The sequence below is a fragment of the Sphingomonas sp. genome, assembly GCF_048595155.1.
Taxonomy (GTDB): Bacteria; Pseudomonadota; Alphaproteobacteria; order Sphingomonadales; family Sphingomonadaceae; genus Sphingomonas_I.
The window spans coordinates 1-24,319 of record NZ_JBMDXN010000016.1 but is presented as its reverse complement, the minus strand read 5'-3'; the positions used below and the strand labels follow the sequence as shown (position 1 = coordinate 24,319).

Sequence of the window (24,319 nt, the reverse complement as noted above, 5' to 3'; positions counted from 1 at the left end):
GACGCCAAGACCGTCGTCGGCCAGGATCTCTCGCTCGGTTCAGACAAGCTCAAGGGCAAGCTGCAGTTGCGGCTCGATCTGGTGACGGGCCGCTACGACATCGCCGTTGCCGGCGGCCTGGCCCGCTATCTGATCCCCGGGCTCGGCATCGTCGACGTGCAGACCAAGGTAACGGTGCTGCCGGGCCCTAACGGCGTCGGCACGATCGTATCCGGGACCGGCCAGGCGATCGTCCGCCGCTTCGACAATGCTTTCCTCGCCAGTCTGGCGGGCGGCAATCCTCGCATCGATACGCGGCTGGTGCGGACGACCGACGGCGTCCTGCATTTCTCCAACACCGTTCTGACCGGGCCTGCCATTCGGATCGTCGGCGCCGGCATACGGCGGCGCGACGGTACCTTCCAGTTCGCCGGCGCCGGCCAGCAGACAAGCTACGGACCGTTCAAGTTGCAATTGGATGGCGCGATCGATCATCCCAAGGTGCAGTTGCAGCTCGATCGTCCGGTTGAGGCGCTCGGCCTCACCCAGGTCGCGCTCAACCTCGATCCCGTTCCGGAAGGCTTCCTGTTCCGCGCCGCGGGCGGTTCGTATGCAGGGCCGTTCCAGGCGAACGGGCTGATCCGCACCGCTCCCAATCAGCCGACCGTCATCCAGGTCGCCGATCTGGCCGTGTCCGGCACCCACGCCAAGGGCACGCTGACGTCGGGTACGGCCGGTTTCACCGGGCGGCTCGATCTGGCCGGAGGCGGCATCGGCGGCATGATCGGCTTCGCGCCCCAGGGCAGCCTGCAACGGATCGAGCCCCATCTGACCTTCACCAACGCGATCATCGCCAATGCGCAGCCGATCAAGATGCGCCGCGGTCGTGTTGACGGGGCGATCCTGCTGGATCCGGCGGGCAGCGTGATCGACGGCACCTTCCGCGCCTTCGGCTTTTCGCGCGGCGCGCTGTCGCTTGCCCGGGTCAATGCGGAAGCGCATCTGAAAGCCGGGCTTGGCACGGTTGCGGTCACCGCGTCGGGCACACGGCGCCGCGCCTTCGATGTGAATGCGACGGCGCGGCTCACACCCGGCCACATGTCGATCACCGGCACCGGCAATGTCGAAGGCAAGCCGCTCACTTTGTCTGGCCCGATCGAACTGGCCATGAGCGACGATGCCTGGACACTGGCCCCAGCCAAGATCGCCTATGCCGGCGGCAACGCGACGCTCGCCGGGCGCTTCGGCCGCAATTCCGCGCGGATTGAAGCAGGCCTCGAACATATGCCCCTGGCCTTGCTCGACATCGTCAATCCCAATCTCGGCCTGGGCGGCTATGCCAGCGGCAAGCTGAATTTCCAGCATGACGCCGGTGGCGCGCCGACGGGACGCATCGACGTGGCGGTCCGCGGCATCACGCGCTCGGGCTTGGTCTTGAGCTCGCAGCCCGTCGATCTCGGTTTGGCTGCGGTGCTCACCCCGCGCGGGCTGGCCGGCCGGGCCGTGGTGGTCAGCAATGGCCGGATCCTGGGCCGCGGCCAGGCGCGGATCGCGCCGCTGCCGCCGGGCGAGGACATCGTCTCGCGCCTGTTCGACGCGCCGCTCTTCGCGCAGATTCGCTATGCCGGCCCGGCGGACACGCTGTGGCGTCTGATCGGCGTCGAGACGATCGACGTGTCTGGTCCGATGTCGGTCTCGGCCGATATCGGCGGCACGCCCGCCAATCCGCGCATCAGCGGTCGTCTGGCCAGCGACGGCGGGCGGATCGAAAGCGCGGTCACCGGCACCGTGATCGACACGATCAAGGCCACCGGTACGTTCGACGGTTCGCGCCTCAATATCGATCAGATGACCGGGCGCGCCGGCGGCGGCACCGTCACGGGCAGCGGCAGCTTCCGCTTCGGCGCCGGCAAGGGCCTGGGCATCGATCTCGCGATTCAGGCGCAAAATGCCGTCCTGCTCAACCGGGACGATATCGGCGCGACCGTGACGGGCCCCCTCACGCTCAAATCCAGCGGCAATGGCGGCACGATCGGCGGGGACGTGAAGATCGAACGCGGCCGCTTCCGGCTCGGCAGCACCGCCGCCGCGGAGGTGCCGCATCTCAACGTGACCGAGCTCAATCGCTTCGACGATGACGATGACGATAATGTGCCGACCCAGCCCTGGAACCTGGATCTGAAGGCGCGCGCCAGCAGCCGCCTGATGGTTACCGGCCTCGGCCTCGACAGCGAATGGCGGGCGGATCTCACCATCAAGGGCGCGGTCGACAATCCCGCGATTGGCGGGCGCGCGGATCTGGTGCGCGGCGGTTATCAATTCGCCGGACGCCGCTTCAACCTGGATCGTGGCGCGATCCGCTTCACGGGCGAGGCTCCGCCCGATCCGGTGCTCGACATCACCGCTCTCGCCGATATCCAGGGCCTGAACGCGACGATCCATGTCACCGGCACCGGCCTCCACCCGGATATCGCCTTCCAGAGCACGCCTGCCTTGCCGGAGGATGAGCTCCTGTCGCGGCTGCTGTTCGGCACGTCCATCACCAACCTGTCGGCGCCGGAGGCCTTGCAGCTGGCGGCCGCGGTCGCGGGGCTGCGCGGCGGCAGCGGGGGCGGCCTGAACCTCGATCCGATCAACGCGATCCGCAAGGCCGTGCATCTCGATCGCCTGCGCATCCTGCCGGCCGACGTCACCACCGGTCAGAAGAGCGCGATCGCGGCGGGCAAGAATGTCGGCCATCGCACCTATGTCGAGCTGATCACCGACGGCGCCGGCTATAGCGCGACGAGCGTGGAATTCCGCATCACGCGCTGGTTGTCGGTCCTGTCGACCATCTCAACCATCGGGCGTCAGAGCGTGAACCTGCGCGTGTCGAAGGATTATTGATCAGGCCGCGTGCGGTGGCGCGGGCAACCGCCCTGCCGTCAGCTTCGATGGGCCAGATGGATCAGCGGATAAGGCCTGCCTTGCCCATCGAGGGGTGAGCGCCCGGTCCGGCCAAAGCCCATGCGCTCGTAGAAGCCGATCGCCTGGCCGTTCTGCTCGTTCACGTCGGTGGTCAGGCCGGGATGCATGGCAAGTGCGTGTCGCAAAAGCGCAGTGCCAATCCCCCGTCCGTGAAAGGCCGGATCGACGAACAGCGCCTCAAGATGGCCGTCCGCCACGAGCATGAAGGCGATCGGGCGGTCGTCCTGATCAACGGCGAGTGATAACGGCGCGTAAGGGAGGAAGCCGCCCACCTGCTGCTCCAGCGCGATGCGATCCGCATTGGAAAGAAAATGGTGCGTCGCATCGACAGCCTCGCGCCAGATCTCGACGATGCGTTGGCCGTCCTGCGGACGTGAAGGTCTGATCTCGAACATGGCCGTTCGTTGCCGTGATCGCGCAACAATCGCAATTCAGGCGCCCATCGTCAGTCCGCTTTATGCGTCTGCAGCCAGCGTCACCTCTAGTGAAAGGCAGGCTCCGCCGACAGCGCGCCATGGTGTGCCTGGAACAGTTTCCCGCGTTCCGTGATCAGCACGACGACCAGTGCGCACAGGCCCAGCAGGAAAAAGCCCAGCGCCAGCGGCACGACCGTGCCGTTGAAGGCCTGGCCCACCACCAGCCCGAGCAACGCCCCGCCGCAGGTCGAGACGAACCCTTGCACGGAGGAGGCGGTGCCCGCGATCTCCCCGACATTCTCCATTGCCATCGATCCGAAATTGGATCCCATCAGGCCGAAGCAGAACATCGTCGTCCATTGCAGCAGCGCGAAGCTCAGCATTGTTTCGTAGCCGCTCATCGCAACCAGCACATGAACGCCGCTCACCCCGATCAGCCCCAGCAATGCCGTGTGCGAGACCTTGCGCGTGCCGAACCGCTCGACGATGCGCGAGTTGATGAAGGCCGAAACCGCCATCGACAGGCCAACGCCGGCAAATACTGCCGGAAACCAGCTGGATGCGTGGAAGATATCGGCGAAGATCTGCTGGACGGAATTGATGAAGCCCATCAGCGCGCCGAAGATCAGCGTCATCGCGATCATATAGCCCAGCGCATAACGCTCGCGCATCGTCTGCAGAATGCCTTGCCCGATCGCGCGCGCCGACAAGGGCCGGCGATATTCGGGATGCAGCGTCTCGCGCATCAACAGGCCGGAAATGGTGACGACGACCGCCGCAAAGCCGGCAAGGAAGAAGAAGATCAGTCGCCAGCTGCCCAGCAGCATGATCAACTGGCCCAGGCTCGGCGCCATGATCGGCACCGCCAGGAAGATCATGAAGGAAATCGACATCACCCGCGCCATCTGGCGCCCGGAGAAACAATCGCGAACGATCGATACGGTCAGCACCCGGCCCGATCCGCCGGCGATGCCCTGGAACAGGCGCGCTACCAGCAGCGATTCAAAACTTTTCGACAGGCCGGCAATGATGCTCATCAGCGCGAACAGCAGCAGACTGACCACCAGGATCGGCTTACGGCCGTAACTATCGGACAGGGGGCCATAAATGATCTGGGAAGATCCAAACCCCATCACATAGACGGCAATGATCCATTGTTGATGATTCTCTGTCGAAATATTCAGCGCCCGGCCAATTTCGGGCAGTGCCGGAAGCATCGAGTCGATGCCGAATGGCGTCACCGCCATCAAGGAAGCAATCAATGCGACGAACAGCCCGAAAGCCATGCCGGGCCCGTCGCCTTGCGGCGCAGGTTTTGCTTCCAGGGGTGTTTGCATCGCCCGCATATGCGGCCTTTGCCGCGATGCGACAAGGTAATGGGCATAAAAATAGCCGCGAACCCGAAGGTCCGCGGCCATTTTAACTGCGATGCGCTAAGTCTTACGCAGTCGCTTTGGGCTTGCGGCCAGGCTTCGCACCGCCGGTGCGCGGCTTGCGACCAAGGCCGATCTTGTGGGCAAGGGCACGACGCTGCTCGGCATAGTTGGACGCAACCATCGGATAATCACGCGCCAAACCAAAGGCTTCACGGTAGCTTTCCGGGGTGTAGCCATGCTGAGAAATATGGCGGCGCAGCATCTTGTACTGCTTGCCGTCAATCATGCTGACCAGATAATCCGGCTTGATCGAAGCGCGTGCCGAAACGGCGCCCTTGGGCTTCTCTGCCTGGGGCTCGGCAACGTGAGTACCGACCTGCTGAAGCGCGGTATAGACACTCTGGATGAGGCTACCCACTTCGGCGGTGGGAACGCTATTGTTGCTTACATGCGCGGCAACAATGTCCGCCGTAAGGGTAATCAATTCCTGATTGTCAGTCGCCACGTCAATACTCCTTGGGAAACCGGGCATATAGGTAGCGCCGTCTCGCTGTGCCACCTTTGCGGCCGGGCGCGTACAAATTCTATTATGAATAGAGGATTGCTAATGTGGCCGAAGCGGACACGTTTTCCGCCGCGTTGCACAAACCTCGTCGCCTTCCCATATCCCGCGCACAAATTGACGGGACGGGCAATGACACAAGATAAAATCGGCTGGCATGGGACAACAATCCTGTCGGTCCGCAAAAATGGTAAGGTCGTGGTGGCTGGCGATGGCCAGGTCAGCCTCGGCAACACAGTGATCAAGCCGAATGCGCGCAAGGTGCGCCGCCTGGGCGATGGTGAGGTTATCGGTGGTTTCGCCGGCGCCACGGCCGATGCATTCACCTTGTTCGAACGGCTGGAGCGCAAGTTGGAACAGCATCGTGGCCAATTGCTGCGCGCCGCGGTCGAGCTCGCCAAGGATTGGCGAACCGACAAATATCTCCGCAACCTGGAAGCGATGATGATTGTCGCGGACAAGGATGTAACGCTGATCCTGACCGGCAATGGCGACGTGCTGGAGCCGGAAGCCGGGATCGCTGCGATTGGGTCCGGTGGCAATTATGCGCTCGCCGCGGCGCGGGCGCTGGTCGACTATGAAGGTGATGCCGAAGCGATCGCGCGCAAGGCCATGCAGATCGCCAGCGAGGTTTGCGTCTTCACGAACGGCAACCTCACTGTCGAGACGATGGACAGCGCCACCGCTTAAATCCCTTCCCGCTTGTGGGAGGGGTCAGGACAGGGGCTACCCTCCTCCACCTCCCGCAAGTTCCCCTCCCCCGACCCCTTCCGCAAGCGGGAGGGGAGAAGAGTATGAAATGAACGACGCACTTACCCCCAAAGCCATTGTCGCTGCTCTCAACGAGCACATCATCGGCCAGGACGATGCGAAGCGCGCGGTCGCGGTTGCGATGCGCAATCGCTGGCGCCGCCAGAAGCTCGCGCCCGAATTGCGCGACGAGGTCAGCCCCAAGAATATCCTGATGATCGGGCCCACGGGCTGCGGCAAGACCGAGATCAGCCGCCGCCTTGCCAAGCTGGCCGACGCGCCTTTCGTGAAGGTTGAAGCAACCAAGTTCACCGAGGTCGGCTATGTCGGCCGCGACGTCGAACAGATTGCACGCGATCTGGTCGAAGAAGCGATCCGGCTCGAAAAGGAACGCCGCCGCGCCGCGGTGAAGGACAAGGCCGAGGACGCCGCCACGGCGCGCCTCGTCGATGCTCTCGTCGGCAAGGATGCGTCGGAAGCCACCCGCGCCTCCTTCCGTCAGCGGTTCCAGGACGGTCATCTCGACGACAAGGAAGTCGAGATCGAGGTCGAGGATACCGGCAATGGCGCGATGGAGATCCCCGGCATGCCGGGCCAGGTCAGCATGATCAATCTCGGCGAGATCATGGGCAAACTGGGCGGCGGCCGCACCAAGAAGCGCAAGCTGCCGGTCCGCTCCGCCTGGACCAAATTGGTCGAGGAGGAAGCCGACAAGCGCCTCGATCAGGAGGATGTCGCCCGCGTCGCCTTGGCTGATGCCGAGGCCAATGGCATCGTCTTCCTCGACGAGATCGACAAGATCGCCGTGTCGGACGTGCGTGGCGGATCGGTCAGCCGCGAAGGCGTGCAGCGCGATCTGCTGCCGCTGATCGAAGGGACTACGGTTGCAACCAAATATGGGCCGATGAAGACGGACCATATCCTGTTCATCGCGTCGGGCGCTTTCCACGTCGCCAAGCCAAGCGACCTTCTGCCGGAACTGCAGGGCCGCCTGCCGATCCGGGTTGAACTGAAGCCGCTGACCGAACAGGATTTCGTCCGCATCCTGTCCGACACCCGCGCGTCACTGACAACGCAGTATAAAGCGTTGATCGCGACCGAGCAGGTCGCGGTCGATTTCACTGAAGATGGCATTGCGGCGATCGCCCGCACCGCCGCCCAGGTGAATGACAGCGTCGAGAATATCGGCGCGCGCCGCCTGCAGACGGTGATGGAGAAATTGCTGGAAGATGTGAGCTTCCACGCCGAAGAACGTACCGGCAGCACGCTAACAGTGGATGCCGCCTACGTTGATGCACAGCTCGCCGATGTCGCGCGGAACACGGACCTCAGCAAATACGTCCTATAAGGCGGTAATGGCGCGCTCCGGCTAATTGTCATTGCGAGGCGCGTAGCGAAGAAGCAATCCAGGCCCGCCGCCGGATCGCTTCGCTACCCTCGCAATGACGTACTTACGCCGGGCGTGGTCGCAAGAAGGGAACGATGCATGCCGGTGACGACGCTGGATCCGCAGACCGGGCTGATCTTGATCGATCTGCAGAAAGGCATCGTCGCCCGCGACACCAAACCCTATCCCGCCGCGGACGTGGTCGAGAAATCGGCCGCGCTCGCGGCGGCCTTCCGCCAGCACCGCCTTCCGGTCATCTTGGTGCACGTCACCGGTGGCGCGCCGGGCCGCAACGAACAGCCGCCGCAACCCGCTCCGCCCGCCGATTGGGCGGATCTGGTGCCTGAGCTGGATCGTCAGCCCGGCGACCATGTCATCACCAAGCAGACTTGGGGCGCCTTCGTAAACACCGGGTTGGAGGAAAAACTGCGATCCCTTGGCGTGACCCAGGTGGTGATCGCCGGCATCGCCACCGCGATCGGCGTCGAATCCACTGCCCGCCAAGCCTATGAAGCAGGCTTCAACGTTACGCTGGCAATCGACGCGATGACCGATCTCGCTGCGGAAACCCACCATAATAGCGTCGAGCGGATCTTCCCGCGCGTCGGCGAAACCGGCACCGCCGACGCTATCATCGCACTACTCGCACAACGCTGAACCGGGCCGGCGCATTTCGGTGCAGGCCTGCCGCACGCGCCGGACCATCCCTTTGCCGACGCTACAGACGCCGAAAGCATATCGGCTTCGAAACGAATCCACTATGACGCATTGCAGCAAACTATGCTCGACAGTGCCGCATTATCCCGCCACAGCCGACACCCATGTCGCTGACCGAACGCATCCTCGCTCCCGTCGCCGCCTGGATCATCGCCGTCATTTCGGCGGGCGGCTATGGCGGCATCGCCTTTCTGATGGCGATCGAAAGCGCCTGCATTCCGCTCCCGTCCGAAATCATCATGCCCTTTTCGGGCTATCTGGTCTCAACCGGGCGGTTCGATCTCTATCTGGTCGCCACCGCCGGCGCGCTCGGCTGCAACCTCGGATCGATCGTCGGCTATGAAGTCGGCCGCCACGGCGGCCGCGCCTTCGTGGCGCGCTATGGCCGCTATGTCCTGCTCAACATGGACCACCTGGCCCATGCCGAGCGCTTCTTCGAACGCTGGGGCAGCATCACCGTTCTGGTCTGCCGCTTATTGCCGTTCGTGCGCTCCTTCATCGCCTTTCCGGCCGGTGTGGCCCGCATGCCGTTGCTGCGCTTTCACATCTATACCTTCATCGGCTCCTGGCCCTGGTGCTTCGCGCTGGCCTGGGTCGGCATGAAGCTCGGCGCCGCCTGGGCCACCGATCCGCGCCTCTCGCATATTCTCCATGGCGCCGATGCCGTGGTCGTCCTCGCGCTCGCCGCAGGCATCGTCTGGTTCATCCTGCGCGAGGTCAAGAAGCGGCGCGCGCGCTAGGATTGCAATGTCCAGCGGCCAAGCTCGACATGCTTGGTCTTGCCGATGTGACTGTCGATCAGCACGAAGTCGTCGACCGTCCAACGGATCGGCTCGATCGCGGTCTCGAACGTCAACGCATTGCCGTAGAGCAAGGTGATATGCGGATTGAAGCGTCGCTCCATCGTGAACGGCAGACCGCTTCGTATCAGCGTGAAACCCAGCCGTTCCCGAAACATGCGAAGCTCCTCCAGCGGATTGCTGGGTAAAAGCAGCATGGATTTGGCCCCGGCCACCAGCCGGTCGAACCTCACCTCGAACGGCTCGTAACGAACCGATGCGGCCGCCTCTGCGGCCTCTTCGCCAAGCCCCGGCGGCACGATATCCTCATGCACCAGGTTCAACGTGCTGATGTGGAGCCTCCCCGGCCGCAATGGCCGCCCACCGACCGGCAGCGACGCGGTCGCCTCCGCGATGCGCGCGCGAATGTCCTGGGGCGGGCGGATTGCAAAGAAAACATTATGCGCTGCGGGCTGCGGTGCGGACGTGCATCGCTCTGACATGGCCATCTCCATCGAATCACGCTTGCTATGTTCTCCTTATGTTCTAATATTGGCAAGCGATGCAACAGCGGTTCGACTTTGCTTCTGCTGATCTGGAACGCTGGCGGACGGCGCTGGCGCCCCTGCTGGTGCGGGTCGAACTTCCGCCGGCGCGCTCTCCGATCGGTGCGCTGGTCAAATCGCTGATCAGCAGCCGGACGCTCGATGCCGTCTCGCTGGCCGCCTATCACCGCCTGTGCCGTATCTATCCCTCCCCGGCGCGACTGGCGCGCGCCACTCCGGCGGCAATCCAGCGCGCCATCGCGGAAGTGGCCTATGCGGACAGCAAGGCGGCGCATCTCACGGAGACCATGGCCCTGATCCAACGGGAACATCCCGCCTTCGACCTGGAGTTTCTGGGCGAGATCCCGTTGCGCGACGCGCTCGCCTGGCTGGAACGATTGCCGGGCGTTGCGCGCAAGGTCGCGGCCGCAACCCTCAACGGCAGCCGCCTCAGGCGGCCCGTCTTCATCGTCGACACCCACGTCCAGCGCGTTATGCAGCGGCTGGAATTTGTCGGCGCGCATGCCGACATGCAGTTGATCAGCGAGCAGGTCACTGCCGGCGCGCCGCACTGGAGCGGCGCGGACTTCCTGCGCTTCCATGTCGCCACCAAGCGGCTCGGCCAGACGTTGTGCCGGCCGGAAACGCCCGATTGCGTCCACTGCCCGCTCGCTTTCGACTGTCCGTCGGCTGGCAGGGTCTAGCCGATTGACCCCGTCACCCGGCTCGGACATCCGGTCCTGGGAGGAATCGATGGGCGAGATCAAGCTGCATCCAAGCTGGCGCGAACCGCTGCAAGGCGAGTTCGACGACCCCTATATGCAGGCGCTGCGCAGCTTCCTGCTGGCCGAAAAACAGGCCGGCAAGCGCATCTTCCCGCCGTCCAAAGACTGGTTTCGCGCGCTCGATCTGACACCGCTCGAAGACGTGCGCGTCGTCATCCTCGGCCAGGATCCCTATCATGGCGAGGGCCAGGCGCACGGCCTGTGCTTCTCGGTTCAGCCCGGCGTGCGCACGCCGCCCAGCCTGGTCAATATCTACAAGGAAATGGAGCGCGACCTCGGCATACCCCGCGCGAGCCATGGCTTCCTCGAACATTGGGCCAAACAAGGCGTGCTTTTGCTCAACGCGGTGCTGACCGTGCAGATGAGCATGGCCGCCTCGCACCAGGGCCGCGGTTGGGAACGCTTCACCGATGCGATCATCCGCCTCATCAACGCCCGCGCCGAGCCGGTCGTATTCATGCTGTGGGGCAGCTACGCCCAGAAGAAGGCCGCCTTCGTCGACAGTATCGACAAAGGCGGCCACCACCTCGTCCTCAAAGCCGCCCACCCCTCGCCTTTGTCGGCGCATAACGGCTTCTTCGGCAGCGGCCATTTCTCCAAGGCCAATGCCTTCCTCGAACAGCATGGCCGCCCCCCGATCGACTGGCGCCTGCCCGAGACGCCCTGATCCGGCGCCGCCGCCCGATCGAATGCTGCCACTGCGACATTGGCTTTCCGCCCGACGCGGTTAAGGAAGCGCACATGACCTGCCTGCTTCGTCTCGGCACCCGCGGATCGCCGCTCGCTTTATGGCAGGCCAACATGGTCGCGACCGCCTTGCGCGCCGCCCATGGCTGGACCGATGACGCGGTGGAGATCGTGCCGATCCGTACCACGGGGGACAAGGTGCAGGACCGCGCCTTGGCCGAGATTGGCGGCAAGGCGCTGTGGACCAAGGAACTCGATCGTGCGCTGATGGATCGCGACATCGATGCCGCCGTCCATTCGATGAAGGATGTGGAGACGATCCGCCCGCCCGAGATCGTCATCGCCGCCATGCCGCCGCGCGCCGACACGCGCGACCGGCTGATCGGCTATAACAGCCTGGCCAGCCTGCCGCCCGGCGCCCGCGTCGGCACCTCGTCCCCGCGCCGGGCCGCCCAGGTCCGCCGAGCCCGGCCCGACGCCCAGATCCTGTTGTTCCGTGGCAATGTCGACACCCGCCTGCGCAAGCTGGCCGAGGGTGAGGCCGACGCGACCCTGCTTGCCGCCGCCGGTCTCGATCGGCTCGGCCGCGGCGATATCGGCGTTCCGCTCGACCAGCTCCTTCCCGCCCCCGCCCAGGGCGCCGTCGGAATTGAGGCGCGCGCCGGCGACGATACTATTCTGGCGCTGCTGCGGGCGATCGATCATGCGCCGACCAGCCGATGCGTCCTGGCCGAACGCGCGTTCCTCGCCGCCCTGGGCGCGGACTGCCGCTCGCCGGTCGCGGCATTGGCCCAGATCGAAGGGAACGAGATCCTGCTGCGTGCGGAAATCCTGACCGAAGACGGCCACGCTTCCGAAGCGGACGAAGCCCGCTTTGCCCTCGACGATCCGTCCGGGCCCGCTGCCCTCGCGCGCCGCCTACTCGATCGCGCCGCGCCGCCGTTACGAGGCTTGTTCGCGGCATGAGGCCGGTGCTGGTGCTGCGGCCGGAGCCGGGCGCCAGCATCACGCTGGCCCGCGCGGCCGAAGCCGGGCTGGACGCGATCGCCGCCCCCATCTTCGCTGTCGCGCCGATATCGTGGGAGGCGCCCGATCCCGCCGCCCATGATGCGCTGATGATCACCAGCGCCAATACCATTCGCCATGCTGGCCCGGCGCTGCGGCGTTACCGCCCTTTGCCCGTCTATGCCGTCGGTCGCGCCACCGCCGCCGCCGTGCAGGCGGCCGGCTTTGTCGATGTCCGCACCGGCGCCGGCGATGTCGCCGCGCTCGTCCGGCAGATGGCGCAGGACGGCATATCGCGCCCACTGCACCTGTCCGGCGAACAGATACGCATGCCCGCCGACCTGGCTTTTCCCCTCGTCCGTCGCATCGTCTATGCCGCCGAACCGGTCGCCCGGCTCCCCGCTGCTGTGACCGACGCGCTCGCGCGCGACGCCGTCGCGCTCCTCCATTCGCCGCGCGCCGCGCAGACATTTTCCAGCCTGCTGACGGAGGCGGGCATCGCGCCGCAGGGCGTCCGCATTGCCGCGATCAGCGAAGCGGCCGCCATCGGGCGCTGGGCCGAGATCGCCATCGCCCCGACCCCCGACGATGCGGCCCTGTTGGCGGCGGCCCTCAGTCTGTGCCAGAAGGGGTGATGGGCCAACCGGAACTTTACGGCGCGACCAGGCGGCGCTTGCCATATGCCTTGCTCGCAATTGCGCTGATCGCCTTCCTGCTCGGCATCGCCGCGACGGCCTATGCCGTCCATCGCTGGGATCGGATCGCCGGGCTGATCCGCCCGACGCCCAAGCCGGTGATCGTCACCCGATCGGTGCCGGTCCGCGTCGCCCCGCGCGCCGCGCCGCCACCCAGCGAAGCGGCGCTGAGCGAGCGCCTCGCCGCCATCGAATCGCGGGTCGATGCGCTGAACGCGCGCTCGGTTCAGGCCTCGGGCGACGTCGATCGCGCCGAAGGCCTGCTGGTCGCCTTCGCCGCCCGCCGCGCCGTCGATCGCGGTCAGCCGCTCGGCTATATCGAAGGCCTGCTGCGCGATTGTTTTGGCGGCACCGACGCTGCCTCGGTCGTCCAGATCATCGCGGCCTCGCAAAACCCGGTCACCCTCGGCGAGCTGCGCGACGGCCTGGCCAAGCTGCGGCCCACTCTCGTCGCCACCGGCTCAAACCAGCATTGGTGGCAGGGGCTGCGGCGCGAAATGTCCAGCCTCTTCGTACTGCGTCGGGCGGACCAGCCCTCCACCATCCCCGCCGATCGCCTCGCCCGCGCGCAGCAGGCGCTGGAGGAAGGCCAGGTGGATGTCGCCGCCGCGGAAATCGCACGTATGCCCGGCGCCGCCCGCGCCGTTGACTGGCTGGCTCAGGCGCGGCGCTATCTGCTGGCCCATAATGCGCTGGATCGGATCGAAAGCGCCGCTTTGCTGAAGCCCAAGCCCAAGATCCCGGTCATCCCGGTTCCGGTCGCCGCCATCCCCGCCCCGACGACCTGACCCTGCCGCCACCGTTAATTGCGGTCTGGACCATTGATCGCTTTCCGGCGGCGGCGGATCGGTCTACAGCAGCCTTATCCCCGGGGGGTCGCAACCATGTGCGGCTGAGAGGCGAGGCAGTTCCTCGCGACCCGTTGAACCTGATCCGGCTGATACCGGCGTAGGGAGGGAGGTTGGTCCCCGTCACATCCAGGGCCCGCTCTCCGTCCCAAGTGGAGACGAGACGATGGCCGACTTCGACCCCAAGATTGATCTGGCGCCGCACGGTGCCCCGGGCGCTACCGGCGCGCTGTCTGTCACCACCGGTCCGATCCGCGGATCGCGCAAGGTGCATGTCGGCGCGCTCAAGGTCGCCATGCGCGAAATCGCGTTGGAGCCCAGTGCCAACGAAGAACCGCTGCGCGTCTACGACACGTCCGGCCCCTATACCGATCCCAATGCGCGGATCGACATCATGGCCGGCCTGCCCGAACTGCGCCGCGACTGGATCCGCGGCCGCGGCGATGTCGAGGAAGTCGCCCAGCGCGAGGTGAAGCCCGAGGATAATGGCCAGCTCGGCCCCGATCGCTCCGGCGGCGTCGAGCCCTTCCCGAATGTCCGCCGCCGCGTCCTGCGCGCCAGGCCCGGCATGAATGTCAGTCAGATGCATTATGCCCGCAAGGGCATCATCACGCCCGAAATGGAATATGTCGCCATTCGCGAAAATGCCGGCCGCGAGGCATTGCTGGAAGGCTTCGTGCGCGACGGCGAGGATTTCGGCGCCTCCATCCCCGATTTCGTCACCCCCGAATTCGTGCGCGACGAGGTCGCCCGCGGCCGCGCCATCATCCCCAACAATATCAACCATCCCGAGAGCGAGCCGATGGCGATCGGGCGCAACTTCCTCGTCAAGATCAACGCCAATATCGGCAACAGCGCGGTGGCGTCTGACGTCGCGTCCGAAGTCGACAAGATGGTCTGGTCGATCCGCTGGGGCGCGGACACCGTGATGGACCTGTCGACCGGCCGCAACATCCATGACACGCGCGAATGGATCGTCCGCAACTCGCCGGTTCCGATCGGCACCGTGCCGATCTACCAGGCGCTGGAAAAGGTCGGCGGCATCGCCGAGGATCTGACGTGGGACATCTTCCGCGACACGCTGATCGAGCAGGCCGAACAGGGCGTCGACTATTTCACGATCCATGCCGGCGTGCGCCTGCCCTACATCCCGATGACCGCCAAGCGCGTCACCGGCATCGTCAGCCGCGGCGGATCGATCATGGCGAAATGGTGCCTCGCGCATCACCGCGAGAGCTTCCTCTACGAGCGGTTCGACGAGATCACCGAGATCATGAAGGCGTACGACATCGCTTATTCGCTCGGCGATGGCCTGCGCCCCGGCTCGATCGCCGACGCCAATGACGAGGCCCAGTTCGCCGAACTCTACACGCTGGGCGAACTCACCAAGCGCGCCTGGGAACAGGATGTGCAGGTGATGATCGAGGGCCCCGGCCATGTGCCGATGCACAAGATCAAGCAGAATATGGAGAAGCAGCTCGAGGCGTGCGGCGAGGCCCCCTTCTACACATTGGGGCCGCTCACCACCGACATCGCGCCCGGCTACGATCACATCACCAGCGGCATCGGCGCGGCGATGATCGGGTGGTACGGCACGGCGATGCTCTGCTACGTCACGCCCAAGGAGCATCTCGGCCTACCCGACCGCGACGACGTCAAGGTCGGCGTCGTCACCTACAAGCTTGCCGCCCACGCCGCCGATCTCGCCAAGGGCCACCCCGCCGCCAAGCTCCGCGACGACGCCTTGTCGCGCGCCCGCTTCGAATTCCGCTGGCGCGACCAGTTCAACCTGTCGCTCGACCCCGACACGGCCGAGAAATATCACGACCAGACGCTGCCGGCCGAGGGCGCCAAGACCGCGCACTTCTGCTCCATGTGCGGCCCCAAATTCTGCTCGATGAAGATCACGCAGGAGGTCCGCGACTTCGCCGCCAAGCAGAATGCCCCCGCCGACACGTTCATCGCCGCCAACGCTGAAGAGGCCGAAGCCGGCATGCAGAAGATGAGCGAACTCTACAACGAAACCGGCCGCGAACTCTACATGGGCGCCGGCAACCGCGAACAGGATTGAGCCGCATCCGCCTCGCCCCGGCCTGGCCGGGGTGAGGCTATCCGCTGCACAAATTCCGCCGTCACCCCGGCCCTGAGCCGGGGTCCCGCTGCCTTCGCCCACCCCGGCAAGCCAAACAGTCTGCCAAAGCACCGCGCATCGTTGCAGTGACGCACATGCGCCCCAAACCGTTCGTCCTGAGCGAAGTCGAAGCACGCTAGAGATGCAGACGGAGCCCCAATCGGCTAAACCCCCGCCAAACAAGCATGCCCCTGCTTCAGCGGAGTCACCAGCCATCTCCCGCATTGTCGACACCCTCACCGAACCCCAAACCGCCCACGCCCGCATGCGCGCCGGCCGCGGCTTCGAGGCAGAGGCGACGGTGACCGTCACGCCCTTGGGTCTGCTAGCGGTCGGCGGGCTGGTCGCGGCGACCCTGCTATCCGTCCCGCCGATCGTACGCGCGTCCCGAAAGCGGTTTGCACGTCCCGATCCGCCTAGGCTAAACGGCTTAACTAACGCTCATATCTGAACCTGGCAGCGGCATGCGCGCATAGCGACCATAGGTGGCGGCCAGCTCCGGCGACGATGTTTCAGACGCGCGATACCAGGGCTTGGCGACCAGGCCGGTCTCGGACGCCGGCACCTGGTCGATCAGCGCCTGCACGCCCCGATACCCCTCGCGGTCGAGTGGATCGCCCACCAGCGCCTCGAAACTGTACCGGTCGGCCGACGGGATTACGGTGAGGCCCGCCATGTATCCGGACTTGATCCAGAAGAAGTTGTAGAAGCACCAGCCGAACTTCGATGGAAACAAGGTTGCGCGGCTGAGGTTCGGCCCCGTGATAAGCGGATCGAGGTCCGCCTTCAGCCCGATCGCCGTGTGAAACCGGAACAGCCCCATCTTGCTGGGGGACAGCTGCGTGATCCCCTTGCTGTGGCAATAATAGATCATGTGATCCGGATCGGACGCGAGAGCCAGCGCCTTCAAAGCGCAAAAACCCCGATATTCGAAGCTGTTGACCCGTTCGGCGGCGATCGATGCCGGATCGACCTGAAAGCCATAGCGCCCGACGAGATCGTGCATGACCGCGTCCCAACGCCGCGGCGCCACATAGGGAACAATCACCCGGAAGCGACCGCCGGCAACCCGGATCAGGCCGGAAAGCCATTGCAGCTGGCTTTCCATATAGGCGGCCCGCCCCCGCGCGATCTCGTCCGGCGTGCTCTCGTCGCCGATATAGGCGAAATAGACGATCGATCGGACGGAGAGGGGCTCGGGCGATACTGTAGACATGAACGCCCTGCCTTTAACGCTGTCTTCGCCAGCCGTTAATCGCGGAAAGCGGTCGCCCCCCCCCCGCTGATCGGAGCCATCGGCGTCCCGCGCCGGCCAAAGTCATGGGACGCCTGCCGCCAACCGCCCAGCACCGCCCCGTCCGACACAGCGGCGGTACAGGCCCGATCAGGGCAGCCCGGTTTCGGACGGCGGGCCACGGTGCACGATCGGCGTATTGTCCCGCTGCGACAGCGCCCACCGCGCAATCTCATCCTTCCGCGCGAACCACACATCCTTATGGCTCTTGGCATAGGTCAGGAAGCGATCGAGCACGCGTATCCGGTTGGCATGGCCGCTCAGGCGATCGTGCATGGCGATCACCATCATCCGCCGCCGGCTCGCCCCTTCCTCATATAGCTGGTCGAACTCGTCGCGCAGCGCCTGTTCATGCGCGCTCGGATCGTAGCTTTGGAACGGGAACACCATATCGTTCATGTGGATCGTGTACGGAACCATCGCGAAATCGCGGCCGCGCACGGGAAGGATGAAGGGTTCGTCGCGGCTGGGTTCGTCGATACTGTACAGGAAGCCGAGGTCCTGTAGCGTCTCCGAAATATTGTTGGAGTTGCGGATCCAATAGGCGTTCCACCCGACCGGCTGTTGCCCCGTGATCCGCTTGATGGTGTCGGCCGACGCCTTGATGAAGGCCTTTTCCTGCTCGCGCGGCAGGTCATAGGAAGCTGTCCAGGTCTGCCCGTGCGCGGCGGCTTCATGGCCGCGCCGGACGATCTCGCGCGCCAGCTCCGGATGCTGCTCGATCGCCTTGCCGATCATGAACGACGTCACCTTGATATCGTGCTTGTCGTACAGCGCCAGCGCGCGCGGAATGCCTTCCGTCACGCCATATTCGAAAAAGGCGTTCGTCGGCTGATCGGGAAAGCCCGGCTTGATCGGCTCCGGCAGCGGGCCGCCCGCGCCGGAGATCGGCTGCCCGCCGGCCTCGAACATCAGCGAGATGCTGATCGCCAGCCGTGCTCCATTGGGCCAGAAAGTTCCGGGCTTGCCCGGAGTCACCGGCAATAGCGCCGCGTCCGCGGCCTTCGCCGCAGTCGTGGTCGCCGCCATCGTTGCCAGCGTGCCGGCGGCGGCCGCCCCGGCAAAGCCACGACGCGTCATTTCGAATGCTGATGGTTCGGACATCTGATGCTTCCTCGCAAATCGGACCCGCCGGATCTGCCGGCATCCGGGATGCGACGAAGATGTGCGAGGCGGCAGCGCCCCGGTAGCAGTGTCGAAGGCGCGGCAGTCGTTCCCGAAAGTCCGCAATGGGATCGTCGCCCATGTAGACGACGCCGGGCAGTTGGATGGGCCTTATAGCGCTACCGGCGCCGTGGCGCGCCCTGTCCGGCCCTTGGCGTTACGAAGGTCTCGGGCATCGGCATGGCGGAGCTCTTGGTCTGAGATTGGCCGTCCGATGTCTGCTATCGAAGGCGAAGCAGGCGGAAGCGGGGATATTTCTGCTCTCCTGTGCCGTGCTGGCCTATTCGACGCAGCTGCCGCGTTGGTTCCTTCGGCACAGCCGACGTCCGAAATCGAGGCGCTAGCTGCCCGTGCGCTTTGCCGTTCTGCTTACGTGTCGGGAACAGCGGAGATTGCTGGGTTCGGGACAGTCCAGTGTCGGTTGATCTGGATGCCTTTGCAGACTTCAAAGAAGGCGCCGAACCTCCGCCAGCACGCGGTCCACATCGACGGGCGTTCTTGTATCGACCTCAACGATCGATCCTATCCCCATCGGGCGGTCATATTCGTCGAGCATGTCCGAGGGCATCTCTTTCAGGGGATGCGCGGCATGATGCCCGCTGGTGGCGGCGCGTTCGCGAAACCGTCTGGCTGTTTCGGCGCGGCCGCAATCGCAATGAACTTCTATAATCGACGCCCCGAGATTGGTGAGCTTGGCCCGTTCATAATCGCTGCGTGGCCGGAAGTTGGCTTCCAAAACCGCCTGCGGAGCATGGATTGCCAAGGACCATATCAATTCCATCGATGCGCCGCCGATCCGGCGAGAGGATGCGAGATCGCCGCCGCCGTCCCCGAATATGTCGGTTAGCGTTTCCTTGATGAAATCTTTCGAGAATAACGGATAGCCAAGCCGTTGCGCTAACGGCACCGCGAGCGTCGTCTTACCGGCACCCGGCGCGCCCGAGACGATCACGATGTGGCGCCGAACATCTGACATGAAGGCGGCATACCAAGGGCCGGGATTGACTGCCATTGGAGAGAATGCCGGCCAGACGCGGCGGAAGATTTGTGCGGCGGGCTGCCGCGCGTCCATCAACGGACGAGCATGCCGCTGAGGAGGAGATCGACCAGATGGGCGATGCGAACCGTCGGCATGCTCTCTTTCTCGACCGCGATCGCGATCGCGCTCACCATCCAGACAATGTCGTCGAAGCTGGCATCCGGACGAATAATGCCGACGTCCTGCGCGCGCAGGAGCAGCCTTTCACCTTCGGTGGTAATCGCGGTGCAGCCAGGCGTGCCATGCTGGATAACGGTTCCGAGAGACGCAGCCAGGCTCCGGTAGAAGCTCGCGTTTTTGGCGAACTCCTCCAGAAACCGGCGTAGCGCTTCTTTAGGCCCAAGCGCGGCATCTCTCACGCGGCTCGTCTCGGCGACGGCCTTGAAACGCTCGTTGCTGGTGGCCGCAAGCAACGCCTCACGCGTCGGGAACCGCCGGTAGAGCGTACCGATCCCCACCTTCGCTCGCCGGGCCACTTCTTCCAGCGGCACGCTGGCACCTCGCTCCAGAAATGCTTCCTCTGCCGCGGCAAGGATGCGCTCCCGATTCCGCTCCGCATCCGCACGCAGGACACCCTCACTCACGCTTCTTCCTTTCATCTCTTGCTAAGTGGAGGATTCCTCCATATTGAAACGGAGCAATCCTCCACTTGCTCGAAGGCTTCATGTGATGACGAAACGGTTTGAAGACAAGGTCGTGGTGATCACCGGCGGGAGCGACGGTATCGGGCGGGCCTGCGCGCGGCGGTTCGCGGAAGAGGGCGCGCATGTGTACGTTACCGCGCGACGGCAGGAGATGCTCGACCAGGCGATCGGCCAGATCGGTCATGGCGCGATCGGCGTCCAGGGCGACGTCACGAAGCTCGCCGACCTGACGAAGCTGTATGATCGCGTCGGGCACGACCACGGCAAGGTCGATGTCGTGTTCGCCAATGCCGGCACGCACCAACCCATTCCTCTCGAAGCACTCGACGAAGCCGCGTTCGATGCGACCTTCGACCTCAACGTCAAGGGGCTGATCTTCACCGTCCAGAAAGCGCTGCCGCTGATGACTGCGGGCGGCGTCATCGTGCTCAACGGCTCGGTCGCCGGCTCCAAGACCTATCCGGACCAGTCGCTCTACAGTGCCAGCAAGGCGGCCGTCCGTTCCTTCGCACGAAGCTGGACCCTCGACCTGAAAGATCGCGGCATCCGCGTGAACGTCGTTTCCCCGGGCGCTACCGAAACCCCGTTATTGCGGGGCTTTTTCGATGCGGCGCCGGGGGCTGAAGAAGAGGTGATCAAGGGCGTCCCGCTCGGCCGCCTCGGCCATCTCGAGGATGTCGCGAATGCCGTGCTGTTCCTGGCATCGAGTGAAAGCAGCTTCGTCGCTGGCCATGAACTTTTCGTGGATGGCGGCGTCGCGGCGGTCTGACGCCGCGTTCCAGATTCGCGAAAGGGAGCCGATCTTGCGATCGGCGCCTCTGCGGTCAGTCCCTAAGCCGTTCAAGCCGTGCCACGATCGGCGGCTTTTCGAATTGCGGTACCGCGACCTGCACGGCCGAGAGCTGGACGAATGCCGGCCGTTCGCATCTCTGACGCTACGGCCTGATATAAACGCGGCGAGCAGGGTGCGCCGCTTCGGATCTATGAATTCCAGCTCTGCCCCAGAAGCTGGCGCGCGCAGCCAGATCGCCGGAAAATCACGCTGAGCATCCAACCAGCTTGACCAAAAAATCTACATATATTGTATTGCACGTGTCAGCCAAGGAGGGACCCGCGATGGATGAGGTATCGTCGATGGGCACCGTCGCGCGGTGGGCGGCGCAGCATCGGTGGAAGCTTGGCGTGGCGGGCGTCGTGGCGCTCGTCATTCTGGCTACGCTCACCCTCTTCCCTCAACCGGGGCCGCCCCGCGGGCTGGAGAATGGCGATTTCGCGAATGATTGCTGCGGAACGCTGGCGCTTCGTGACGGGAAGATGACCTTCAACGACAAGGCAATTGGCCATTATACGATCGGGCGGGATGCGGCCGGTCCTTATATCCTGCCGCGCTATTATGTGGGCGGTCTGGACGGGGTCGGTTTTGAGGTGGATGGCGCGCGCCCGGTAACCAAATTGCGGCTTGATCGCCTGCCCCATCCCCTCAACCTGCTGATCCCAGCATATGGCAAGACTTACACATTCAAGAGACAGGAAGACCTCCTTCCTTAATCGAGACATCCCGAGGGTCGTCAGAAGCTCAGGGTCGGCATGCGATGCTCCCCGCCGGGCGGTCCCGATCTTGACAATTGTACGTCTTTTACGTACGATCTCAAGGCCGGCAGCTACGGCGGCTCTTTCTCAAGTTTGACGATTTCCAAGCGGGGTTCGCGAGGGGCGGCCAGCGCTGCAGCGAGCGCCACCCACGCTTGCCGCGATGCGTGGTCAGCGCGGGCTTTGCTCCCGGATCATCAAGTTCGTTTCTGATGTTTTTGCTTTTCACCCACCGGCCGCCGCATTTCGTCGGCGTCTTCCCGGGCCGACGCACGGGCCCCCGCATTACGCTCCACTCACGCCTCGCTTATGATCCCCGGCAACCAATAGCCGACCGCGAAATACCACGTGCCAGCCAGCACGATCAGGGTCGCCCCCAGCAGCAAGACCGCCCCGACCGCCTGCCCTGCCGGCCCCGCTCCACCCCGCGCGCGCAGGAACAGTTCGGCCAGAATCAGATTGGGCACATAGAAGAAGAAGGCCATCAGCTGATCGAAGGCGCCGCCGAAAGTGTGCGTATGGCCAAGCTTGCCTGTGAGCGGCAGCCAGAAGCCATATTCCATCCGGTACAGCCACGATCCGATCACCAGCGCGAACAGCCTTATGCCCCAGGCGCGATGGAGGTCGAGGCGCCCGAGGCGGGCGTAGCGATAGGTTTGCCCCGCAGCGACCATCATCAGCAGGCCGTACAGGCCGAAGCCGATATTCATCACGGTACCGCCCACCGTTCCGCGCAGCAGGATGAAGATCAGCCCGCCCGCACCGGCCAGCGCCGCCGCACCGACATAGACCCGTCCCATCCAGCAGTGCGCGGTGCGGAAACGATCCCGGAAGGGGCGCACCAGTTGGATCGGACCCAGCAGCAGCAGGATCGCGCCGACCGCGAAATGCACGCCGATGCCGATCGTCGCCCCTTGATGCCCGGGCTCGTACAAAGCGGGCAAGGTGCGGTTCCAGCGGGCGAGCGCCTGCGCGGGCACGGCCCCCAGATAGAAAGCGACGATATAGGCGCCGAACAGCGCACCGCTCAGCCAGCTTGCCGCGGCGAGGCCGATGCCGGCCCCCTGCAGCGATGCCGCCGCCATGCCGCGACTTTTGCCGTTCCCGCTGCTGCCCAATCATTCCCCCTGACATTGGGGCGGGGATTAGCGCACCACTTGCGCGGGAAGAAGTCGCCGAGGCCCGCAGACGGCAACGTTAACCTCTTTTAACCGCCGCCCTGCAAATGGGCTTTCGTTCCCTCTCGCATATGTCGATCTCATCGGCGCCGCGGGCGGCTTGACGCTCCGGCGCCGCTGCCTGATGCAGGAGCGGTCAGGATAGGGGAGGCTAAGATGGGCGATCCGGATACGACCGCAGGCACGCGCCAGGACGTGGCCCAGCCCAAGCGGCGGGGCAGTCCGGCGACGGCCACCGCGATCATCGCCTTTTTCCTGTTGGCGGCCGCGATCGGCAGCGGCGGCGAAAAGACCCGCATCAGCGGCGCGGCCGAGCGGCTCGGCTATGTCGCCGGCGGCGTTGTCCTCGCCATACTCCTGTGGGCGATCGCCTATGCGATCACGATCAAGCACGCCTCGCGGCCTTGGAAGATCGGCTCGTTCGTCCTGCTCGCCTTGTTGGGAACGCTGGCGCCCCTCGCCCGGCTCGGCGCCGGCGACATGGCGGTGCAGGCCGACGCCAATGCCACCGCCGGTCAGTTCGCCGCCGCGATGAAGGAGAAGGGCGCTGCCCAGCCGATCCGCGTCGATGAGAATGCGAGCCCCTTTGCACGGCTGGGCGCCGGCACCGCCAATCGGATGCTTGCGGACAGTCGGGCGTTCAACGCCGAAGCCGAGGCGTCCGGTGCGCCCGCCGTCGTGGCGCTCAAGGGATTGGACCTGGATGCACCCGTCCTCGATCATTGCGATCGTATCGCCGCCCTCGCGGATCGCGCGGCGACGCTCGGCGCCAGCTTTCCCCAATATGTTCTCCGGGCCCGCGCCGACGGCAACGCAGCGGTCGCCAAGGGCGAGATAAGCCAACGCGAGCTCGATGGATTTATCGAGGGATTCCAAGAGGCGCGGCCCGGCTTCGAGCGCCAGTGGAAATTGCTGGGCCAGAGCGCAACCGACGGCGCTGCTCTCTGCCATGTGCTCGCGCGCCGCCATTGGAAGAAGGATCCCTCCGGCGACATCCTCTTCACCGATCAAGGCGACGTCCGCGAGGCCAACCTCATCCTCGATCGGATCCGCAAGACCAATGCGGAAGTGACCGCCATTCAGGATGTCCATGCCAAGAAAGCGCAGGAGGCTCTCGATCGCATCCGCGGGCATTAAACCTCACGGCGCGGCCGGCGTACCGCCGACATTTACCGCTTCTTCACAAACTCCGCGCGCAGCACCAGGCCTTTGATCCCGTCATAGCGGCAGTCGATTTCCTGCGCGTCGCCGGTCAGGCGGATCGACTTGATCAGCGTGCCGCGCTTCAGCGTCTGGCCTGCGCCCTTCACGGTCAGGTCCTTGATCAGCGTTACTTGATCGCCATCGGCCAAGATGTTGCCGACCGCGTCGCGCACGACGACCGCCTCCTCTTCCTCGCTGGCGACGGCGCCATTGCCGGTCGGCACCCACTCGCCGCTCGCCTCGTCATAGACATAATCTTCATCGTCGGTCGCCATCGGTCATCCTTCTTTACGAGCCATTAAGCTCCAGATCTTGACGTTTGTACGTATTTATCGTACGTATATCCGCTTTGTACGAGCACATTACCGCTTTCGGCTCGTTCTCACGTTTGACAATCTCTCGGCCGCTCTCTGCATGGAGAACGCACTGGATCTGCCCGCATGTATCCCCCCGCACGAGCCCTGTCGGCAAAGTCATAGGCCGGATCATCAAGTTCGTTTCTGATGTTTTTCTGTTTTTCTCCTCGCGGCCCCGGCCTTCGAGGCATGGCGCGCGCGCCTGCCGCGAATTCAATGCAG

At 64.8% G+C, this 24,319-nt stretch carries 25 protein-coding genes and 1 riboswitch; of the genes, 14 read left to right on the top strand and 11 right to left on the bottom strand.

The features are described 5' to 3' along the window. A partial coding sequence (locus tag ACOJSI_RS03390; protein WP_420136851.1) for a translocation/assembly module TamB domain-containing protein occupies positions 1 to 2,865 on the top strand: 2,865 nt, incomplete at its 5' end. A 38-nt stretch (positions 2,866 to 2,903) separates the two neighbouring features. Here the strand turns inward: ACOJSI_RS03390 and ACOJSI_RS03385 are convergent. The 3 genes from ACOJSI_RS03385 to ACOJSI_RS03375 all read right to left on the bottom strand — a co-directional run bounded on the left by ACOJSI_RS03385 (position 2,904) and on the right by ACOJSI_RS03375 (position 5,243). Then, positions 2,904 to 3,341 carry an acetyltransferase gene (locus ACOJSI_RS03385; protein WP_420136850.1) on the bottom strand — a complete coding sequence of 146 codons (438 nt, stop codon included), beginning with the start codon at positions 3,339 to 3,341 and terminating at the stop codon, positions 2,904 to 2,906. 86 nt (positions 3,342 to 3,427) lie between these two features. Continuing rightward, positions 3,428 to 4,699 carry a multidrug effflux MFS transporter gene (locus ACOJSI_RS03380; RefSeq protein WP_420136849.1) on the bottom strand — a complete coding sequence of 424 codons (1,272 nt, stop codon included), beginning with the start codon at positions 4,697 to 4,699 and terminating at the stop codon, positions 3,428 to 3,430. Between the two features lie 103 nt (positions 4,700 to 4,802). Beyond that, positions 4,803 to 5,243 (bottom strand): MucR family transcriptional regulator, encoded by a 441-nt coding sequence (locus ACOJSI_RS03375; RefSeq protein WP_420136848.1) that lies wholly within the window; start codon positions 5,241 to 5,243, stop codon positions 4,803 to 4,805. Positions 5,244 to 5,432: 189 nt separating this feature from the next. Between ACOJSI_RS03375 and hslV the strand changes: the two genes are divergently transcribed. From hslV to ACOJSI_RS03355, 4 genes are all read left to right on the top strand, one after another. Further along, positions 5,433 to 5,990: an ATP-dependent protease subunit HslV gene (hslV, locus tag ACOJSI_RS03370; RefSeq protein WP_420136847.1), complete on the top strand. Its 558-nt coding sequence runs from the start codon at positions 5,433 to 5,435 to the stop codon at positions 5,988 to 5,990. A 109-nt stretch (positions 5,991 to 6,099) separates the two neighbouring features. Beyond that, positions 6,100 to 7,398 (top strand): ATP-dependent protease ATPase subunit HslU, encoded by a 1,299-nt coding sequence (hslU, locus tag ACOJSI_RS03365; RefSeq protein ID WP_420136846.1) that lies wholly within the window; start codon positions 6,100 to 6,102, stop codon positions 7,396 to 7,398. A 138-nt stretch (positions 7,399 to 7,536) separates the two neighbouring features. Then, positions 7,537 to 8,094: an isochorismatase family protein gene (locus ACOJSI_RS03360; RefSeq protein ID WP_420136845.1), complete on the top strand. Its 558-nt coding sequence runs from the start codon at positions 7,537 to 7,539 to the stop codon at positions 8,092 to 8,094. 170 nt (positions 8,095 to 8,264) lie between these two features. Further along, a complete protein-coding gene (locus ACOJSI_RS03355; protein WP_420136852.1) occupies positions 8,265 to 8,894 on the top strand; it encodes a DedA family protein in 630 nt (209 codons plus the stop codon). Here the strand turns inward: ACOJSI_RS03355 and ACOJSI_RS03350 are convergent. Continuing rightward, positions 8,891 to 9,436, bottom strand: a complete 546-nt coding sequence (locus ACOJSI_RS03350; protein ID WP_420136844.1) for a 2'-5' RNA ligase family protein — start codon at positions 9,434 to 9,436, stop codon at positions 8,891 to 8,893. The two genes, ACOJSI_RS03355 and ACOJSI_RS03350, sit on opposite strands and share 4 nt — an antisense overlap. A 59-nt stretch (positions 9,437 to 9,495) precedes the next feature. On the opposite strand from ACOJSI_RS03350, the gene ACOJSI_RS03345 reads away from it, so the two are divergent. The 6 genes from ACOJSI_RS03345 (at position 9,496) to thiC (ending at position 15,569) form a co-directional block, all read left to right on the top strand. Beyond that, positions 9,496 to 10,182 (top strand): endonuclease III domain-containing protein, encoded by a 687-nt coding sequence (locus ACOJSI_RS03345; protein ID WP_420136843.1) that lies wholly within the window; start codon positions 9,496 to 9,498, stop codon positions 10,180 to 10,182. A 49-nt stretch (positions 10,183 to 10,231) separates the two neighbouring features. Then, positions 10,232 to 10,930, top strand: coding sequence for a uracil-DNA glycosylase (gene ung / locus ACOJSI_RS03340; RefSeq protein ID WP_420136842.1), 699 nt, complete (start codon positions 10,232 to 10,234; stop codon positions 10,928 to 10,930). A 74-nt stretch (positions 10,931 to 11,004) separates the two neighbouring features. Next, positions 11,005 to 11,916: a hydroxymethylbilane synthase gene (gene hemC / locus ACOJSI_RS03335; protein ID WP_420136841.1), complete on the top strand. Its 912-nt coding sequence runs from the start codon at positions 11,005 to 11,007 to the stop codon at positions 11,914 to 11,916. Continuing rightward, positions 11,913 to 12,590 (top strand): uroporphyrinogen-III synthase, encoded by a 678-nt coding sequence (locus tag ACOJSI_RS03330; RefSeq protein ID WP_420136840.1) that lies wholly within the window; start codon positions 11,913 to 11,915, stop codon positions 12,588 to 12,590. Before hemC ends, ACOJSI_RS03330 begins: the two co-directional genes overlap by 4 nt. After that, positions 12,590 to 13,438 (top strand): COG4223 family protein, encoded by an 849-nt coding sequence (locus ACOJSI_RS03325; protein WP_420136839.1) that lies wholly within the window; start codon positions 12,590 to 12,592, stop codon positions 13,436 to 13,438. Before ACOJSI_RS03330 ends, ACOJSI_RS03325 begins: the two co-directional genes overlap by 1 nt. A gap of 71 nt (positions 13,439 to 13,509) precedes the next feature. Further along, positions 13,510 to 13,622: riboswitch (TPP riboswitch) on the top strand. Between the two features lie 42 nt (positions 13,623 to 13,664). Continuing rightward, positions 13,665 to 15,569 carry a phosphomethylpyrimidine synthase ThiC gene (gene thiC, locus ACOJSI_RS03320; protein ID WP_420136838.1) on the top strand — a complete coding sequence of 635 codons (1,905 nt, stop codon included), beginning with the start codon at positions 13,665 to 13,667 and terminating at the stop codon, positions 15,567 to 15,569. A gap of 490 nt (positions 15,570 to 16,059) precedes the next feature. Here the strand turns inward: thiC and ACOJSI_RS03315 are convergent, their stop codons facing one another. The 4 genes from ACOJSI_RS03315 to ACOJSI_RS03300 form a co-directional block, all read right to left on the bottom strand. Continuing rightward, on the bottom strand, positions 16,060 to 16,845 hold the full coding sequence (locus tag ACOJSI_RS03315) for a hypothetical protein (RefSeq protein WP_420136837.1): 786 nt from the start codon (positions 16,843 to 16,845) through the stop codon (positions 16,060 to 16,062). 168 nt (positions 16,846 to 17,013) lie between these two features. Continuing rightward, the gene (locus tag ACOJSI_RS03310; protein ID WP_420136836.1) at positions 17,014 to 18,027 is read right to left on the bottom strand and encodes a polysaccharide deacetylase family protein; all 1,014 of its coding nucleotides are present in this window, start codon (positions 18,025 to 18,027) and stop codon (positions 17,014 to 17,016) included. 505 nt (positions 18,028 to 18,532) lie between these two features. Continuing rightward, positions 18,533 to 19,063 (bottom strand): AAA family ATPase, encoded by a 531-nt coding sequence (locus tag ACOJSI_RS03305; RefSeq protein ID WP_420136835.1) that lies wholly within the window; start codon positions 19,061 to 19,063, stop codon positions 18,533 to 18,535. 95 nt (positions 19,064 to 19,158) lie between these two features. Beyond that, positions 19,159 to 19,710: a TetR/AcrR family transcriptional regulator gene (locus ACOJSI_RS03300; protein ID WP_420136834.1), complete on the bottom strand. Its 552-nt coding sequence runs from the start codon at positions 19,708 to 19,710 to the stop codon at positions 19,159 to 19,161. A gap of 85 nt (positions 19,711 to 19,795) precedes the next feature. On the opposite strand from ACOJSI_RS03300, the gene ACOJSI_RS03295 reads away from it, so the two are divergent. Beyond that, entirely contained in the window at positions 19,796 to 20,539 is a 744-nt protein-coding gene (locus tag ACOJSI_RS03295; RefSeq protein ID WP_420136833.1) for an SDR family NAD(P)-dependent oxidoreductase, read from the top strand. A 347-nt stretch (positions 20,540 to 20,886) separates the two neighbouring features. Next, positions 20,887 to 21,318 carry a hypothetical protein gene (locus ACOJSI_RS03290; RefSeq protein WP_420136832.1) on the top strand — a complete coding sequence of 144 codons (432 nt, stop codon included), beginning with the start codon at positions 20,887 to 20,889 and terminating at the stop codon, positions 21,316 to 21,318. 338 nt (positions 21,319 to 21,656) lie between these two features. Here ACOJSI_RS03290 and ACOJSI_RS03285 read toward each other — a convergent pair whose 3' ends face one another. Next, positions 21,657 to 22,445 carry a DUF2306 domain-containing protein gene (locus tag ACOJSI_RS03285; protein WP_420136831.1) on the bottom strand — a complete coding sequence of 263 codons (789 nt, stop codon included), beginning with the start codon at positions 22,443 to 22,445 and terminating at the stop codon, positions 21,657 to 21,659. Between the two features lie 249 nt (positions 22,446 to 22,694). Between ACOJSI_RS03285 and ACOJSI_RS03280 the strand changes: the two genes are divergently transcribed. Beyond that, a complete protein-coding gene (locus tag ACOJSI_RS03280) occupies positions 22,695 to 23,675 on the top strand; it encodes a hypothetical protein (protein ID WP_420136830.1) in 981 nt (326 codons plus the stop codon). A gap of 32 nt (positions 23,676 to 23,707) precedes the next feature. Here ACOJSI_RS03280 and ACOJSI_RS03275 read toward each other — a convergent pair whose 3' ends face one another. Together ACOJSI_RS03275 and ACOJSI_RS03270 are read right to left on the bottom strand one after the other, a co-directional pair. Then, positions 23,708 to 24,016 (bottom strand): zinc ribbon domain-containing protein YjdM, encoded by a 309-nt coding sequence (locus ACOJSI_RS03275; protein ID WP_420136829.1) that lies wholly within the window; start codon positions 24,014 to 24,016, stop codon positions 23,708 to 23,710. A gap of 13 nt (positions 24,017 to 24,029) precedes the next feature. Then, the coding region (locus ACOJSI_RS03270; protein WP_420136828.1) for a hypothetical protein at positions 24,030 to 24,319 on the bottom strand (290 nt) is incomplete at its 5' end.